The following is a 17,035-nucleotide window of genomic DNA, read 5'->3' as shown; positions in this document are numbered from 1 at the left end:
CCTCGCGGCCGAGTAGCGGGCGGGGCGGGGGCGCGCGGCGCCCCCTCGAGTCGCTCAGAGCAGCTTGAGCTGGGTTCCCGGCGCGGCGTCCTCGGCGTCCTCGTCGGGGCGCAGGGCGCGCCGCTCGCGGACCACCGGCGAGGAGGCCGGGCGCGGCGCGGGACGGCTCGGGCGCAAGGAGGACGGCGCGGCGCTGGCGCGCTGCTCGGGCTCGGTGGCGAAGCAGCGGGTGGCGCCCTCGAGATCGGGGTTGGCGCTGCGGCAGACCCGCACGGTGACGCCGTGGCGGGCAGCCGCCCGGTGGAAACGGCGGTACCCCTCGGCCCGAAGGCCGGCGGGCAGGAGCCAGGCCTCCCCCTCGCGGTGCGGGCTCTCCCGCAGCAGGCCCCGCAGCAGCGCCCGGTGGGCCGGCGGGAGCCGGCCGAGGCGGCCCTGACCCCCGGCGTCGAGGTGGAGGTAGGAGGTGTGGACCTGATCGATCCCGATCTTCGCGAGGTGGGCCGTGACCTCCTCGAGCACCTCGGGGGTGTCGCAGATCCAGGGGAGGAGCGGGCTGACCCGGGCGGAGAGGGTCACGCCCACCCCGGCGAGGCGGCGCGCGGCGGCGAGGCGATCGGCCGGCGAGGGGGCGCCGGGCTCGTAGAGCGAGGCCAGGGAGGGATCGAGGGAGAAGAGGCCGAGCTCGAGGCGCGCACCCCCCGCCCCGGCGGCGTGCTCCAGCAGGGTCGCCCAGGCGCCCTGGCTCGGCGCCCCCCGGGTGGCCACCCAGAGGCCGACGCCCCGCTCGACCACGTGGACCGCGGCCGCGAGCATGGCCTCGCCCCAGCCTCCTCCGGTCAGGAGGGGATCGCCGTCGGCGCCCACCACCACCCAGCGCGGCGGCAGGGGCGCGGCGTCGAGGGCGGCGTCGACCATGGCGGCCATCTCCATCGGCAGGGGCGCGGCGCCCCTCGGCGCATCGCTGCGCACGCAGGAGATGGGCCCGGGGCGCGAGAGGACCCAGCGGCCCTCGCTGGAGAGGCAGCCGTGGCCGGGGGCCAGGATGAGTCCGGGACGGTAGGCGTCTTCGTGATCGTGTCGGGCGGGATGGCTCATGGATGCACCTGAATGTGCGTACAGTATGGCAGCTTCCTCTGACATTCCGCCCGAGGTCCCGCCAGAAAGATCCAATCACCTGGATTCATTCAGTTTTCTTGGAGGGGACCCCACATGACGCCTTTCTGGCGCCTTGACAGATCGGCCCCGATCTCCGCCAAAAGTGATCGGGTCCCCTCGCCTAGAAGTCGTCGTCCGAGAGGCTCTCGAACTCCTTCGCCAGATCCGGATCGACGTAGGCCTCGCGCTTCTTCTCCTTCTTCTTCTTCTTGCGCTTCTTGTCCTCGTCCTCGTCACTGGGCTGGAACTCCTCGACCTTCTCGGCGTCGTCGAGGCCGTCGGTGCTGCGCACCATCTCCCGCAGGCGCTCCCGCTCGGCGGCCAGGGCCTTGGCCGCGGCGGAGCGCTCCTCCTCCTCCTCGCGGGCGCGGCGCTCCTCGCGGGCCCGCCGGGAGGCCTCGGCTGCGCGCTCGGCCTCGCGCTGGGCCTCCTCGATCGCCAGCTCCCGGGCGCTCTTCTTCTCGACCTTCGCCTCGGCGGCGCGCCGCGCGGCGTCTTCCTCGGCCTGGCGCTCGGCCTCGAGGCGGGCCTCCCGCTCGGCGTCTTCCTTCGCCCGGGCCTTCTCACGCTCCTTGCGGCGCGCCTCGGCCGCCTCGGCCTGCCGGCGCTCCTCGAACTCGGCCTGCTCCCGGGCCTTCGCCTCGGCCTCGAGCCGCTCGCGCTCGGCCTCGGCCTCCCGCTCGGCGAGCTTGCGGGCCTCCTTCTCGGCCTCCATCCGGCGCTCGAGCTCCTCGCGCTCCCGGCGCTCGCGCTCCTTCGCCGCCTGCTTCGCGGCGCGCTCCTCCTCGCGCTGGCGCGCCTTCTCCTCCTTCGCGCGGCGGCGCGCCTCCTTGCGAGCCTCCTTCTCGGCCCGCCGGCGCTCCCTCTCCACCTCGGCCGGATCCCTGCGGCCTGCGCGCTCCTCGTCGATCGAGTCCCAGACCGCCCGGTCCGTCTCGACCTTCTGGCGCACCCGGCGCTCGTTCTCGCGGCGCTGGCGCTCGGCGGCCTCCTGCTCGGCGCTCTCGCGCTCCCGGCGGGCGCGCTCCGCGGCGTCCTGCTCCTGGCGAGCGCGCTCGGCGGCCTCCCGCTCGCGCCGATCCCGCTCGGCCTCGGCCCGGCGGCGCGCGTCGCTCTCCCGCGCCCCGGCGGCGCGCCGCTCCTCCTCCCGGGCGGCGCCGGCGAGGGTGTCCGCCTCGAGGCGGGCCGCCTCCTCCTGCATCCAGGCGGGGATCGCCTCCTCACCGCCCGAGGCGTCCGGCGCGGCCTCCCGGGGAGCCGGGGGCCTCGCCGCCCGCTCCGGCCGCGGCCGGGGGCGCTCCTGGATGATGTCGATGCCGTTCACCCGCATCCCGAGGGACTGCATCGAGCGGATCTCCGACTGGAGGTACTGCTCGTTGCGCAGGTCCATCCGCTCGGCCTGCCAGGCGTCCCGCCGCGACTCCCACTCCTGCAGCACCCGCTCGAGGATGGCCTTGCGGCGGCGCTCGGCGGCCTCCCGGCGCCGGGCGGCGCCAGCGAAGGTGTCCCAGCTCTCGGTGCCGTCGCGGTCGTCCAGCGGATCACCGGCTCGGGCCGGGAGCGCGGGCAGAGCCAGCGCCCCGCCCAGGAAGATCGGCAGCAGGAAGCGAGCGAGAACCACTGCCCGTGAGCCTACGGCATCGAGAGCGGCACTTCCACCGAGATGGGGCCGCAGTAGCCCGTGTCGGCCCCGGCCAGCTCGCAGATCCTCGGCCGCTCGCAGCCGGCGTTGTCGGTGCACTCGGCGCCCAGCACGATGTCCACGCCCTCGACGCAGCCCAGGGAGAGGAGGGTGCCGACGCCGTTCGTCTCCTCGTGGATGCGCACGAAGATCAGGCGATCCTCGCCGAGGCCGGCGGTCACGCCCATGGCCGACTGGTCGGCGGTGGCCGGGATCTGCAGCCGGGGCTCGAGGGTGCGGACTCGGTTGATCAGGGGATCGGCGTCGGTGGCGATGGGATCGGCCATCAGCTCGGCGCAGGTGAGCGTCTCTCCGTTCGCCTTGCGCTTGTCGAGGATCCGGATCGCGCCGCTCAGGATGCGGTTGCGGTCCAGCTCGTCGGGGAAGGTGGCGATGACCAGGTAGCTGCCCACCATGGGGTCGCCGTGCCGGTCCGGAGGACCCGAGAGCCAGCACTGCCCCTCGAGGCAGACCTCGTCGTAGGGCAGCCGGCAGACCCCGCAGCCGAAGCAGTCGTCCTGCACCGTGCACTCGCCGCCGGCGCCGAGGGTGCCTCCGTCGAAGGGCTCGTCACCACCCCCGGGGCAGGCGGTCAGGAGAGCGAGGAGGAGCAGACCGCCGAGGGAGAGGGTGCGCAGCATCGTGGGAGGGTGTCTCTAGTTGCAGGTGGGCTGCGAGCAGACGCTGGGATCGAAGGGGAAGCAGTTCTGCGCCAGGACCGTGCCGAAGATGTCAGAGATGGCGTAACACTCGAAGCCCCGCGGGCAGGCGGTGGTCGAGCAATCCTGCCCCAGGTAGCCGGCGATGCCCGCGCTCGAGTCCATGTCACAGCAGTACTGGGTGCCGGTGGCGGGCTGGCAGCCGTCGGCGGGGGCCGCGCAGGTCTGGCAGTAGACCGAGCCGACGCCCCGGCACTCGTTCACCTGCGGGTTGATCGGGGCGCAGCGCTGACAGAGGTCGCAGACGTCGTCCACCTGGCAGCCCGTGACGCAGCGGCCGGCGGAGCAGTTCTGGGCGAGGGTGCAGTCGGCGCTGCTGGTGCAGCCCGTCATGCAGGCCTTGCGGCTGCCCAGGTCGGTGCAGACCGAGCCCTGGGGACAGTCGGTGTCGATCTCGCAGGCGGTGCCGCACTCACCGTCGGACTGAGCCGGCTCGATGACGCAGACCTTCCCGGCCTCGCAGTCGCTGTTGTCCCGGCACAGGGCGATCGGGGTGCACTGGTTGTTGGTGCAGCGGCAGAGGGTGCCCTCGCAGTCGGGGTCGAGGTTGCACTCGTCGTCGGTGGTGCAGGCGGCGGTGCAGGTGACGCTGTCGCGATCGCAGACCTGGCCGAAGGGGCAGGTGGGCACGCGGGCCACACAGAGCTGCTGTACCTGGTCGCAGACCTGGTCCGTGCCGTCGGTGCAGTCGGCGTCGGCGGCGCAGGCCTGGCCGGAGTCGGGGTTGCAGCCCGCCAGGGAGTCGCAGTTGGCGTTGGTGGGCCAGCAGCTCTTGCCGCCGGCCTTGTCCTGGCAGGTCGACTGGTCGTCGCAGTCGGCGTCGGTGGTGCAGGCCTTGCCGCAGAAGGAGCGGCCGAGCTGGTCGTCCCGGATGCAGCGATCGGCGCTGGAGCCGCACTGCGCGTCCTGGGTGCACTGCTCGCAGTAGCTGCGGCGATCGCGGCAGGTGCGGTTGCCCACGTCGCAGTACTGGCTCGGCGCGCACTGGCCGTCCGAGGTGCAGCCGGGGACCTCGGCCACGCAGGCGCCGGTGAAGGCGTTGCAGAAGAGGTTCGCCGGGCAGGAGGCGTCCGAGATGCAGACGCAGCGCCGCAGCTCACGGTGGCAGCGGAAGGCCGACCCGCCGCTCGGGTTGCACTCGCTGTCCACCGAGCAGCTCTCGAAGATGGTGTCCCCACCATCCGGGGGGTCGACCGAGGGGTTGGTGCAGGCGCCGGCCCCGGCACCGATCAGGAGCCCGAGGGCGAGGGCGAGGGCATTCTTCCAGCTACTTCGCAAGAGGCTCAAAACGGCACTTCCCTCCCAGGATCGTAAGAGGCGAAGGAATACCACCCCGATTTCCGGGTGGTCAACGCAGAGCCCCACCCCCGGGCGGCATATAAGGAGGGGCAAGAAGGGGGCCCTACTCGGCGGCCTTCTCCCGGCCCTTCTTGCGGGCCTCGAGCTCCTCCTCGGAGCGGACCGGCTCCAGGAGGGCGTCCAGGGCCGGATCGATGGCCTTGAAGGCGTCCAGATAGATCGCCCGGGCGCTGGCGTCGTTGGGGGTCTTCAGGCCGGGAGGCGCGGGCACGATCTCGCGCTCGGCGCCGTCCCGGAAGCCTCCCCCGGGCTCGCTCACCCGCAGATCGACCCGCTGCAGCACCTGGCCCCGGAAGCCCCCCTCGTAGGCGAGGGCCCGGCCGATCCGCCCGGGCGCCGAGGGGGCCTGGCCGCTGCTGCCGATGAGGGCCAGGGGCAGGTCCACCGCCGCCACCACCTCCCGCTGCTCGCGGGTGGTCAGGCGGCCGAGGAGGACGATCACGTCGGCCTTCCCCTTCAGGGCGGCCGCGGCCTTCTGCACCGCGGGGGCCGGGGCCGCCGCGGTGAGCTTCGCCCCCAGGTAGGCGCGGGCCTCGGCCACCCGGAGGTCCGCGGTGGAGACGCCGATCACGCCCACCCGCAGGCCGCCCCGCTCGAGGACGACGCTCGCGGGGAAGACGGCCCGCCCCTTGGCGGTCTCGAGGTTCGCCGAGAGCAGGGCGATCCCGGCCTCGGCGGCGCCCTTCTGGAGGAGCTTCACCCCGCCGGCCACGTCCCGGGGCCCGACGGCCATGGCGTCGGTGCCCAGGCGGCCCATGACCTCGAGGATCACCTTCGCCCGGGCCCGCTCCTCCTCGGTGGTCTCCTCCTCACCCAGGCGCCGGTAGAGGGCGTCGCCGCCGTCGAGGACGAGGAGGGCGGCGCCCTCCTCACGGGCTCCCGCGAGGACCGTCCCGCGCCGGGCCAGACCGCCCAGCGGCTTGGCCGCTCACCCGCAGGGGTCGAGCTCGCCTCGGTTCGAGACCTCGAAGAAGATCGAGAGGGTCTTCGGCTCGCCCGGGGGGGCCTTCTTCTTCCCCTTCCCCGCCGCGCTCGCGGGCGCCGCCACGGCCAGCGCGCCGAGGGCCAGGGCGACGAGGGCCGCGCGGGAGACGGAGGCCGTCACTTGATCCCCAGCTCCTGCTTGCGCTTGCGGGCCTTCCCGGCGGTGTCCGTCTTCGGGTAGCGGGCGATGACCGCGTCGTAGAACTGGCCGGCCTCCTGCTTGAGGTCGAGCGCGACGAAGCACTCGCCGAGGTTCAGGAGGACCCCCGGCATCAGGGGGTGGTCGGGATACTTCTTGCGCAGGTCGCCGTAGGCGACGATGGCGCCCCGGTAGTCCTTCGCCCGGAAGTAGGTCTCGGCCAGCAGCAGCTGGGCGCCCCCGGCCTGGGGGTCGTCGGGCCAGCGCTTGAGGTAGTCCTGCAGGATCTCGCGGGCGAGCACGTACTCGCCCTCCTTGAGGCGCCCCTCCGCCATGTTCAGGAGCTTGGGGCGATCCCCGGACTCGGCCAGGCGCTGGGCCTTCTGCTTGGCCTGGAGCTTCGCCACCGCCTCGTCGCCCTTGAGGGCCTCGATCTGCTGCTGGGCCTCGGTGAGGGTGTTCTCCAGGCGGGTCGCGACCTCGCTCTTGGTGTCGGTCAGGCCCTGCTCGACCTGGCCGGTGCGGTACTTCAGCTCCTCGAGCTCCCCGCGGAACTTCTGGATGTCGGTGAGCATCCCGTCGAGGGTGGCGCCGAAGTTGGCGTCGGTCTTCCGGGCCGAGAGGCCGAGGGCATCCATGGCGCGGGTGACCTCGGCGAGCTTGGCGTCGATCCGGCCGAGGGCCTCGTCGAGCGCGGCCTTCTGCCGGGCCTCGGCGGCCGCCTGGGCCTCGACCTGCTCGGCCTGGCGGCGCTCGAGGACCTCGATCCGCTGCTGCATCCGGCGGCCCTGCTCGGCGGTCGTGATGCAGCCCGTCCCGAGCAGGACGAGGAGCGCAGGGAGGAGACGACGACGGTACGACATGGTCGGGGTGCGCCTACTCGTCGAGGTCGAGCTCGACGCGGCGGTTCTCGGCCCAGGCGCCCTCGTCGCTGCCCGGGTTGGCGGGCCGCTCCTCGCCGAAGCTCACGACCTTCATCAGGCCGTCGCTCACGCCGAGGTTGGAGAGGTACTTGCGGGCGGCGTCGGCGCGCTTCTCGCCGAGGGCGAGGTTGTACTCCTCGGTGCCGCGCTCGTCCGCGTGCCCCTGCAGGGTGACGCGCACGCCCTTCTGCTTGAGGCAGTCGGCGTTGGCCTCGAGGGTGCTGCGGGTGGAGCTGGTGAGCTCGGAGGAGTCGAAGTCGAAGTAGACGGTCTGCACGCTGCACTCGGGGACGGCGGCGGCGACGCACTTGCCGTCGGCGTCGCACTCCTCACCCTCGGCGCAGTCGGAGTTGCTCGAGCACTCGACGTCGGGGACGCAGCGGCTGCCCTCGCACTTCATCCCGGAGGCGCAGTCGGAGGCGGAGGTGCACTCGGGCACGCACTTCTCGTTCTTGCACAGCATCCCGCCGCTGCAGTCGGCGCTGGAGAGGCACTCGGGCTTGGGCACGCAGGCGTTCTCGCGGCAGATGAAGCCCTCGGAGCAGTCGGCGTCGGTGCCGCACTCCACGCACTGGCCGGCGATGCAGACGAAGCTCACCTCCTCACCGTCCGCGTTCTTCTTGCAGTGGTCATCCTTCTTGCACTGGGGCCACTTGGGAGGGCAGCCGGAGAGGACGAAGACTGCGAGGATCAGGCTTCCGATGCCGACGAGGCGAGACGCGTTCATGGCGGGAGTTCCTTCGGCGCCCCTCCCGGGGTGCCAATGGGTTGAAATCTTGCGATTTGGCCAGGTTCTGGCGCGCAATGGCTATAACGCCAGCCCTGACCGGTGGTCAACAGCCGAGGGAGGGTGGTCATTCTCCACTCCCTGCAACGGGCGGAAGTACGCTATGGACTCGAACTTCGACGAATCCATCTTCCGGTAGGAGCGAGAGAGCCGTGGGCAAGGCAGATCTGGACGAGAAGAGCACCGAGGGCGCCCCCCGGGGCCGGGACTTCATCCGGGAGATCATCGACGCCGACCTGCAGGCCGGCCGCCACACCCAGGTGGTCACCCGCTTCCCGCCGGAGCCCAACGGCTTCCTCCACATCGGCCACGCCAAGTCCATCTGCCTGAACTTCGGGCTGGCGGCCGAGTACGGGGGGCGCTGCCACCTGCGCTTCGACGACACGAACCCCACCAAGGAGGACGTCCTCTACGAGCGCTCCATCGCCGAGGACATCGCCTGGCTGGGCTTCGACTGGGGCGAGCACCGCTACCACGCCTCGGACTACTTCGAGCGCCTGCACGACTACGCGGTGGAGCTGGTCGAGAAGGGGCTGGCCTACGTCTGCTCCCAGACCCTGGAGGAGATGCGGGAGGCCCGCGGAACCGTCACCGAGGCCGGGCGGCCCAGCCCGGACCGGGACCGGCCCGTCGAGGAGAGCCTCGACCTCTTCCGGCGGATGCGGGCCGGCGAGTTCCCCGACGGGGCCCTGACCCTGCGGGCGAAGATCGACATGGCGAACGCCAACATGAAGATGCGCGATCCGGCCCTCTACCGGATCCGGCACGCCGCCCACCACCGGGCCGGCGACGCCTGGTGCATCTACCCGATGTACGACTTCGCTCACTGCCTCTCGGACTCGATCGAGGGCATCACCCACTCCATCTGCACCCTGGAGTTCGAGAACAACCGCGAGCTCTACGACTGGATCCTCGACAACGTCGAGATCCCGCTGCCCCGGCCCCACCAGTACGAGTTCGCCCGGCTGAACCTCACCCACACGGTGATGAGCAAGCGCAAGCTCCTGCGCCTGGTCGAGGAGGAGCTGGTGGCGGGCTGGGACGACCCCCGCATGCCCACCATCGCCGGCCTGCGGCGCCGCGGGGTGCGGCCGAGCGCCATCCGGGCCTTCGCCGACATGATCGGGGTCGCCAAGGCCAACAGCATGGTCGACCTCGAGAAGCTCGAGTACTGCATCCGGGACGACCTCAACCGGGCCGCCCCCCGGCGGATGGCGGTCCTGCGCCCCCTCAAGGTGGTGTTGACCGACTACCCGGAGGAGAAGACCGAGCGCTTCGACTGCCCGGACTTCCCCCCGGACGCCCTCGAGGAGGGCGCGACGAGCACCTCCCGGGAGGTGCCCTTCGGCCGGGAGCTCTACATCGAGCGGGACGACTTCCAGGAGACCCCGGAGAAGGGCTACAAGCGCCTGGCCCCCGGGCGGGAGGTCCGCCTGCGCCACGCCTACCTCGTCACCTGCCAGGAGGTGGTGCGCGGGGAGGACGGGGAGATCGCCGAGCTGCGCTGCACCCACGACCCGGCGAGCCGGGGGGGCAAGGCCCCCGACGGCCGCAAGGTGATGGGGACCATCCACTGGGTCTCGGCCCGGGACGCCCTCTCCCTGGAGGCCCGCCTCTACGACCGGCTCTTCCTCCCGGAGCGCCCCGACGCCGCCGAGGGGGAGTTCGAGGACCACCTCGACCCCGACTCCCTGAAGACCCTCACCGCCCTGGCCGAGCCCTCCCTGAAGGACCTCCCCCCCGGGGGCCACGTGCAGCTGGAGCGGCAGGGCTACTTCTTCGCCGATCCCGCCGACAGCGCGGCGGGGCGGCCGGTCCTCAACCGCACGGTCACCCTCAAGGACTCCTGGGGCCGGAAGGACGCGCCGGCCGGGAAGCCGGCCCCCCGGCGCCCGGCCGCCGAGGCCGCCGCGCCCGCCCTCCGGAAGGTCTCCGAGGCCGCCCGGGAGCTCGCCGCGGCCGACGGCCTCGACGAGGCGGTGGCCGAGGCCCTCTGCGCCACCGAGGGCCGCCTCGCCCTCTACCGGGCCGCCCTCGAGGCCGGCGCGTCGCGGGAGACCGCGGGCAAGTGGATCGCCAACGTGCTGGTCGCCCAGATGGACGAGGCCGGCGCCGAGGCCCTGCCCTTCGACGGCGCGGCCTTCGCCGAGCTCTGCGCCCTCCTGGACGCCGGCACGATCACCGCCACCGCCGGCAAGGAGGTCCTCCTCGAGATGGTCGGGGGCGGCGGCCGGCCCGAGGCGATCGTCGAGGCCCGGGGCCTCGCCCGGGTGGCCGACGGCGACGCCCTGGCCTCCCTGGTGAGCGAGGTGCTCGCGGAGCACCCCGACGAGCTCGAGCGCTACCGCGCCGGCAAGAAGAACCTCCTGGGCTTCTTCCTGGGGATGGCGATGAAGAAGAGCGGCGGCGCGGCCGATCCCGGCGCCCTCCGGGCGGCCCTCCAGGAGGCGCTCGACTCGTAGTCTTGTGCTCCTCTGCCGCGGCTGCTAGCTGCGGCCCATGCGCCAGCTCCAGAAGGTCCTTTTCGTCGCCCTCTCCCTCCTCCTCCTCACCGGGAGCCTCGGCTGCCCCGACGGCACCGACGACGACACACCCGACGGCGGCGGCGGCGGCAACGACGGCGGCTCGACCGCCTGCCTCTCGGACGACAGCTGCACCGATCCGGCGCTGCCCGCCTGCGACACCACCACCGGCGACTGCGTCGAGTGCCTGAACAACGCCCACTGCACCGACGGCTTCTGCGAGCTGGCGACCCAGACCTGCCAGACCATCACCCGCTGCAACACCAGCGCCGACTGTGGCGACCCGGCCTTCCCGGTCTGCAACACCACCACCGGCAACTGCGTCATCTGCAGCAACGACGGCGAGTGCGCCAACGGCATCTGCCGCGAGGACGGCAGCTGCGGCACCTGCCAGACCACCCCCGACTGCGACAGCGGCCTGTGCTGGCGCGCCAACGGGATCTGCGTGGACTGCGTGGTCGACGCCGACTGCGGCATGAGCGCCGTCTGCCGCGCCGACAACACCTGCGGCGGCTGCCAGTCGACCGCCGACTGCGACACCGGCACCTGCGACACCGCCACCGGCACCTGCTTCTCCTGCTCGGCCGACACCGAGTGCACGACCCCGGGCCAGGTCTGCCGCCAGGACGCCACCTGCGGCGTCTGCCTGGCCGCCGCGGACTGCGACGGCCCCACCGCCGACCTCTGCAACACCACCACCGGCCTCTGCGTCGAGTGCCTCTCGGCCGGCGACTGCACCACCGGCCTGTGTGACCTGGGCTCGGGCATCTGCTCGCCCTGCACCGCGGACACCGACTGCGGCGACGCGGCGGCGCCCTACTGCAACACCACCACCGGCCTCTGCCAGGAGTGCCGCGACGCCACCCACTGCAGCGGCGGCGACGTCTGCGTCCAGGGCGCCTGCGGCCCCTGCACCGCCCCCGGCCAGTGCCTGGCCCCCACCGCCGAGTGCAAGCTCACCACCGGCGAGTGCGTCGAGTGCCTCGGCGACGGCAACTGCGGCGGCGCCACCCCGCGCTGCGAGCTGACCACCGGGACCTGCGTCGAGTGCCTCTCCGGCACCGACTGCACCGGCGGCTCCGAGCCCTACTGCGTCGGCCTCGGCATCTGCAGCGCCTGCGGCTCGGACGCCGACTGCACCACCCCGGGCCTCACCCGCTGCAGCACCGTCCTCGGCCAGTGCGTGGCCTGCGCCACCACCGCCGACTGCAGCACCGCCGGCGAGGTCTGCCGGGCCAGCACCGGTGACTGCGGCGCCTGCCTCGAGAGCGGCGACTGCACCGATCCCGCCGCCACCTTCTGCAACCTCGCCGGCGGCGCCGGCACCTGCGTCGAGTGCCTGACCACCGCCGACTGCGCCTCCGGCGTCTGCTCGGGCAACGCCTGCGTGGCCTGCTCGAACGACACCGACTGCACCGACCCGGCCCTGCCCCGCTGCGACGCGGCCGGCACCGGGCAGTGCGTGGCCTGCCTCACCCTCGGCGACTGCGTGAACACCGGCGACGTCTGCCGCCCCGACGCCACCTGCGGCCCCTGCACCGGCGCCGGCCAGTGCCCCGCCGGCACCGCCATCTGCGAGACCGTCTCCGGCTCCTGCGTCGCGTGCACCGACGACACCCACTGCACCAACGCCGCGACCCCGGCCTGCGACACCAGCACCTACTCCTGCGTCGAGTGCCTCACCGACGCCCACTGCAGCGACGCGGCCGCCCCGGCCTGCCACGAGGCCTTCGGCTGCGTGCAGTGCACCGAGGACAGCCACTGCGCCGGCAACGCCGCCGGCCCGAACTGCTACGCCCGGCAGGTCTGCACCACCTGCGCGAACTCCTTCGACTGCACCGATCCGGCCGCCCCCTCCTGCAACCTCGATCGCACCACCGGCGCCTCCTCCTGCGTGGCCTACTCGGACTGCACCGGCGACGACGCCTCCGAGAACGGCAACGACGGCCCCGCGGGCGCCGTGGACATCACCCCGGTCTCGCCGGCCACCACCTCCACGACCAACGCCATGCTCTGCGACATGGCCGGGGAGTCCGACTGGTTCGTCTTCACCGCCGCCGCCGGCGACCACGCCACGATCACCGTGAACTGGACGAACAGCGCCCTCGACTACGACCTCTCGGTGGTGGACGCCAGCGGCCGCCTCCTCGGCCACACCTGGTGGGCCTACCCGGAGGTCGTCACCCTCTCCTACCTCCCGGCCGGCCCGGTCTACATCCAGGTCTCCAAGTACGCCGTGGCCACCCCGGCCGCCGCGGCGACCGCCTACACCGTGAACCTCTCGATGACCACCGGGAACGCCTGCACCTCGGTCGCCGACTGCGCCGCCGTGTACGCGACCCAGATCTTCCGGGGCAACTGCGACGCCAGCGGCGCCTGCATCTCGATCGAGGGCGCCGGTCAGCTCGCCGACGGCACCACCTGCGACTCGGCCGGTGACTGCGCCTCGGGCTACTGCACCTACGGCGCCTACGACACCGACAGCTCGACCTACGAGTACGACGCCATCTACGTGGCCAACGCCGACACCCGGGCCTTCTGCACCAGCTCCTGCTCCGGCGCCGGCCAGTGCACCGGCGGCCAGGTCTGCACGACCAGCTACGGGGTCAACACCGAGAACCTGTGCGAGCTGGCCTGCACCAGCAGCGAGCAGTGCCCGATCTCGCCCTACGACTCGTCGGCGGCCACCCCCTGGACCCACCTGACCTGCACCGCGGGTCTCTGCCAGTAGGGGTCTCCACCCCCAGGCCAGCTGGTGCATCGGTGCTCCAGCGTCCAGGCGACGACAGGTCGCCGGGCGCTGGGGCCACCTGATCCCGGGGGCTTGGGCCGGGCGCGGGGCTGCGGCACCGTTCCTGCAGAGCCGCTGGGACGATGCGGTCTACCGTCCCCTTCCTGGTCACCCTGGCCCTCTGCGGTCTCCTCCCGCCCACGCCCCTGTGGGCCGAGGCGAGCTGCCCGGACCTGCAGCCCACCGTGCCCCCCTGGGCCCGGCGCGCCCCGGTGAAGAGCGGGAGCCTGCCGGTGAGCAAGGGCCTGGCCCGGCGGGTCGCCTTCTGGGAAGAGGTCTGGGGCGAGCGCGGGGACGACGACGTCGCCATCGTCGATCAGCGGCGCCCCTGGGTGGTCCACGCCTGGGTCGACTGCAGCGACGTCGCCGAGGAGGCCTGCACCGCTCGCACCCGTGAGCGCCTCGCCGCGGTCCGGCGTGGCCTGGAGAAGACCTGGCGCAAGAACCCCGGGCGCCTCGTCCAGCGCCTCGGGAGCCACGCCCTGGCCCGCTCCGCCAGCTGGAACCTGCGCCTCGTGCGCGGCCGCGCCGACGCCCTCGACCGGGCCTACGAGCGCGGGGAGGCGCACCTCGCCGAGCTCGAGGGCATCTTCGCCCACGAGGGCGTTCCGGCCTCCCTCGCGCGGCTGGCCGTGGTCGAGTCCCTCTTCCGCCCGGACAGCCGCAGCCGCGCCGGGGCGGTGGGGGCCTACCAGTTCGTGCGCGCCACCGCCCGCGAGCACCTCTCGGTCGAAGGCGCCATCGACGAGCGCACCGATCCGATCCGCGCCGGCTGGGCGGCCGCCCGCTACCTGCGCCGCCTCGGCGATCGCTTCGACCGCTGGGACGTGGCGGTCACCGCCTACAACGCCGGACCCACCCGGGTGGCGCGGATGCTGCGGCACCAGCAGGTGCGGGGCCTCGCCCCGCTGGTCGCGAGCCCCTCGGATCCCGCCTTCGGCTTCGACGCCCAGAACTACTACGCCCAGATCGTGGCGGTCGCCCGGGTCTCCCGGGACTGGAGCCTGCGGCCGGCGCGGCGCCCGCCCCGGCACCTCCGCCTCGCCAGGCCGGTGGGCCTGAAGCACCTCGCCCGCTGCGTCGGCCGCCACCCCACCCGGCTGGCCCAGGCGAACCCCGCCCTGCAGGGCGCCATCCTCCGGGGCAAGCAGCTGGTGCCGCGGGGCTACGTCCTCGCCCTGCCGCCGCGCAAGGGCCCGAAGCTGGCGATGGCAGCCGAGATCGACGAGGGCTAGTTCTCGACGAGCGCGAAGTGCGCGACGAGCCCCATCGAGGCCGTCGCGTCCCCGACGATGAGCCCCTCGCAGGTGCCCGGCCGGAAGGCCGCTCCCTGGAGGTAGTCGCTGCTGGTGCCGTACCAGGGCGCCTGATCGAAGGTGGCCCCGGGCTCGGCGTCGAAGCTCGCCAGCGGCGTGTTGGTGAAGCGGCTCGGGTCGATCGGCAGGAAGGGTGAGTCCGAGAACCAGACGTTGCCGTTGCGCCCGACGAAGACCTTCCAGCTTCCGTCCTCGCGCACGGCGAAGTCGTACATGCTCCAGCCGGTGAAGCCGAAGCTCTCGGTGCTCGACCGCAGCTGCCCCTCCCAGGGGTAGACCCTCCCCTGCCCGCTCCACTGCAGCACCCAGGCCTGCGCCCGGCCCACCGGATCGAAGATGACCCGCTTGAGGTTGCCGTGGTTCGGGGTGCCGGTCTCGAGGTGGAAGTTGCCCGAGGCCAGGAGGGGCTCGTACTGCATCACCTCCAGGTAGCGGGAGACCGCCAGCGCCAGGGGCTGCCCGAGCTTGCTCCCCCAGTCGACGCTCGAGGCCCCCTGGGAGATGTTCAGCCCGCCCTCGTAGGTCCAGGCGTGGGCGCCGCCGGCCCAGTCGAAGACCACCTCGTTGAGGTAGGCGATGCCCGGCGTGATCGCCCCGTTGTCGGAGAGGAGGGTGAAGGTGTCGGTGCCCGGCCGCTGCACCAGATCCACCAGCCGCGAGCTCGCCAGCAGCTTGCCCTGCGCCACGCCGGTCAGATCGGTGATCGCCGTGAGCCCCACGCCGTCGTCGTAGCGGTAGAGGACCGGCGCGAAGGTCGAGGCGCCGTCGTCCCCGCCCACCAGCGCGAAGCCCCCGCCCTCCTCGTGGAAGAGGGCGTGCCAGCGCTCGGCGCCGCTGCCCGCGGCGACGAGATCGATCGCGCCGGTGGCGGGATCGTAGCGGTAGAGCCCCCGGGGGTAGCCCAGGAGCAGGGCGTGGCTGCCGTCGGGAGCCCAGCTCACCCGCTGGAAGTCCACCGCGCCCTGGGTGTGGGTGACGCGGCTGAAGGACACGGGCAGGGCGCAGCCCGCCGGCCCGACCGGATCCTCGACGATGGTGGTGGCGGCCGTCGCGGGGGCGCCCTCCTGGCCGCCGTCGGAGGCCCAGACGCTGACCTCCCAGACCTCCCCGACGCCGGTGAGGGCCGGCGCGATCGAGGTGCCGGTCTCACCGGTGGGGCTCCCGTCCACGGTCCAGGCGTAGCGGTGGGTCACGCCGGCCCCCTCGGGATCGACCCCCGGGGCGTCGAGCACCACCGAGAGGGTGTCGCTCTCGTGGGTGGGGAGGGGCTCGAGGTGGATCGTCGGCGCGCTCGGTGGGTCGTCCACCACCTGGGCAATGGTCAGGTCGCGGGTGGCCGCGCTCTGCTGGCCATCGGTGTCGACGGCCAGGAGCGTGAGGCGGTGGGTGCCCAGCGGGAGGACCACCCCCGGCAGGCGGGCGAAGCCCGTGGCGTCGGCGCTCGGGCTGCCGAGGGCCCCCTGGAGGTCGCTGCTCCAGCTGAGGGTGAGGAGGCCCGGGGCGTCGCGGTCGTCGCTCACCTGCGCGTCGAGGTCGAGGGCCGTGCCCTCCAGGTGGGTCCCGGCGCTCGGCGCCAGGATCTGCACCTGGGGCGGGAGGGTCGCGGTGTAGAGCACCTGGTCCGAGCAGGTGGCGCCGTCGGGGTCCCGCGCCTCGAGGCGCAGGGCGTGGGTGCCCCCGGCCAGGCTGGCCACCGAGAGGGAGACGTCCCCGGCGCTCGTGGGGGTGAGCGTCCCGAGCACGCCGGAGAGATCGGAGGAGAAGGTCACCTGGAGGCTGTCGGCGCCGTCGTCGGCGTCGGTGGCCGTCCCGACCAGCAGCACCCCGTCCTCGGCCGGCCCCGCGCCGCCGCTGGCCGGCGAGCCCAGGCTGCAGGTGGGCGGGAGGTTCGCCGCCAGCACCTCGACGTCGACCACTGCGCTGCCGGTCTTGCCGGTGGTGTCCGCGACCTCCACGGTCAGCCGGTGGGCTCCCGGGGCCAGGGTGACCCGCCCGGTGACCTCTCCCCCGGCGTCGGGGCCGGCCAGGGCCGGCAGCGCCCCGGCCAGGTCGCTGCGCCAGGTGACGGTGAGATCGGCGGGGGCGTCCTCGGCGTCGCTCACGAGGGCCACGAGGTCCACCGGTTCGGTGGGCGCGAAGACCTGGTCTTCGGCCGGCCGCTGGATGGTCACCTGCGGCGCGGCGGTGGCGACCCCGTAGAGCCAGACCGCCGCCCGGGCGAAGGCGCCGTCGCGATCGGTCACCTCCAGCACCACCCGGGCGTCCCCGGGGGCCGGGAGGGAGAGGGTGCAGCTGGTGATGCCGGTCGTCTCCGGCGGCGCCGGGCCGCAGACCTCCGCGTCGTCGAGGAGCCAGCGAACCGTCAGAGCCAGGGCCTCGTCCTCGGCGTCGCTGACGCTGCCCACCACGTCCACCACGACCCCCTCCCGCACCGGATCCCGATCGCGGTGGGAGATGATGGCCGCCGTCGGGTCGGTGTTCTCCCCCGCCTCGGCATCCCCGCAGCGGCAGCCCGGCAGGCCGGCCAGCAGCAGGAGCAGGAGCGGGAGCAGGGCGGTGGGATGGCAGGGCGCGGCTCTCACCCGGGCAGCATATCCATCACCCCGGGGGGGGTGTCACCCGCGCCGGCACGCTCCGGGCTGGATCGGGTATCCTCGAA

12 protein-coding genes are annotated in these 17,035 nt (G+C 73.3%); 3 read left to right on the top strand and 9 right to left on the bottom strand.

The window, feature by feature from the left end; all coding sequences use genetic code 11:
- Positions 1–54 precede the first annotated feature (54 nt).
- From P1V51_07845 to pal, 8 genes are all read right to left on the bottom strand, one after another.
- On the bottom strand, positions 55–1,095 hold the full coding sequence (locus tag P1V51_07845) for a hypothetical protein (GenBank protein MDF1562941.1): 1,041 nt from the start codon (positions 1,093–1,095) through the stop codon (positions 55–57).
- A gap of 181 nt (positions 1,096–1,276) precedes the next feature.
- Positions 1,277–2,776 carry a hypothetical protein gene (locus P1V51_07840; GenBank protein ID MDF1562940.1) on the bottom strand — a complete coding sequence of 500 codons (1,500 nt, stop codon included), beginning with the start codon at positions 2,774–2,776 and terminating at the stop codon, positions 1,277–1,279.
- A gap of 11 nt (positions 2,777–2,787) precedes the next feature.
- Positions 2,788–3,477, bottom strand: a complete 690-nt coding sequence (locus P1V51_07835) for a hypothetical protein (protein MDF1562939.1) — start codon at positions 3,475–3,477, stop codon at positions 2,788–2,790.
- Between the two features lie 15 nt (positions 3,478–3,492).
- The gene (locus P1V51_07830; protein ID MDF1562938.1) at positions 3,493–4,833 is read right to left on the bottom strand and encodes a hypothetical protein; all 1,341 of its coding nucleotides are present in this window, start codon (positions 4,831–4,833) and stop codon (positions 3,493–3,495) included.
- A gap of 124 nt (positions 4,834–4,957) precedes the next feature.
- Positions 4,958–5,686, bottom strand: a complete 729-nt coding sequence (locus tag P1V51_07825) for a hypothetical protein (GenBank protein MDF1562937.1) — start codon at positions 5,684–5,686, stop codon at positions 4,958–4,960.
- Positions 5,687–5,842: 156 nt separating this feature from the next.
- A complete protein-coding gene (locus P1V51_07820) occupies positions 5,843–6,019 on the bottom strand; it encodes a hypothetical protein (GenBank protein MDF1562936.1) in 177 nt (58 codons plus the stop codon).
- Entirely contained in the window at positions 6,016–6,900 is an 885-nt protein-coding gene (locus tag P1V51_07815; GenBank protein ID MDF1562935.1) for a tetratricopeptide repeat protein, read from the bottom strand. The genes P1V51_07820 and P1V51_07815 overlap by 4 nt, the downstream gene beginning before the upstream one ends.
- A 13-nt stretch (positions 6,901–6,913) precedes the next feature.
- Positions 6,914–7,687: a peptidoglycan-associated lipoprotein Pal gene (gene pal / locus P1V51_07810; GenBank protein ID MDF1562934.1), complete on the bottom strand. Its 774-nt coding sequence runs from the start codon at positions 7,685–7,687 to the stop codon at positions 6,914–6,916.
- Between the two features lie 212 nt (positions 7,688–7,899).
- On the opposite strand from pal, the gene P1V51_07805 reads away from it, so the two are divergent.
- The 3 genes from P1V51_07805 to P1V51_07795 all read left to right on the top strand — a co-directional run bounded on the left by P1V51_07805 (position 7,900) and on the right by P1V51_07795 (position 14,295).
- The gene (locus P1V51_07805) at positions 7,900–10,209 is read left to right on the top strand and encodes a glutamine--tRNA ligase/YqeY domain fusion protein (GenBank protein MDF1562933.1); all 2,310 of its coding nucleotides are present in this window, start codon (positions 7,900–7,902) and stop codon (positions 10,207–10,209) included.
- A gap of 37 nt (positions 10,210–10,246) precedes the next feature.
- Positions 10,247–13,000 carry a hypothetical protein gene (locus P1V51_07800; GenBank protein ID MDF1562932.1) on the top strand — a complete coding sequence of 918 codons (2,754 nt, stop codon included), beginning with the start codon at positions 10,247–10,249 and terminating at the stop codon, positions 12,998–13,000.
- 143 nt (positions 13,001–13,143) lie between these two features.
- Complete coding sequence (locus tag P1V51_07795) at positions 13,144–14,295, top strand: lytic transglycosylase domain-containing protein (GenBank protein ID MDF1562931.1); 1,152 nt, start codon at positions 13,144–13,146, stop codon at positions 14,293–14,295.
- Here P1V51_07795 and P1V51_07790 read toward each other — a convergent pair.
- Positions 14,292–16,958, bottom strand: a complete 2,667-nt coding sequence (locus tag P1V51_07790) for a hypothetical protein (GenBank protein ID MDF1562930.1) — start codon at positions 16,956–16,958, stop codon at positions 14,292–14,294. The two genes, P1V51_07795 and P1V51_07790, sit on opposite strands and share 4 nt — an antisense overlap.
- Positions 16,959–17,035: the final 77 nt, after the last annotated feature.

It is taken from the genome of Deltaproteobacteria bacterium, from assembly GCA_029210625.1.
Lineage (GTDB): Bacteria > Myxococcota > Myxococcia > SLRQ01 > SLRQ01 > JARGFU01.
Note: the sequence above shows the minus strand (reverse complement) of the source record. Positions and strands in the feature narration are given on the sequence as shown.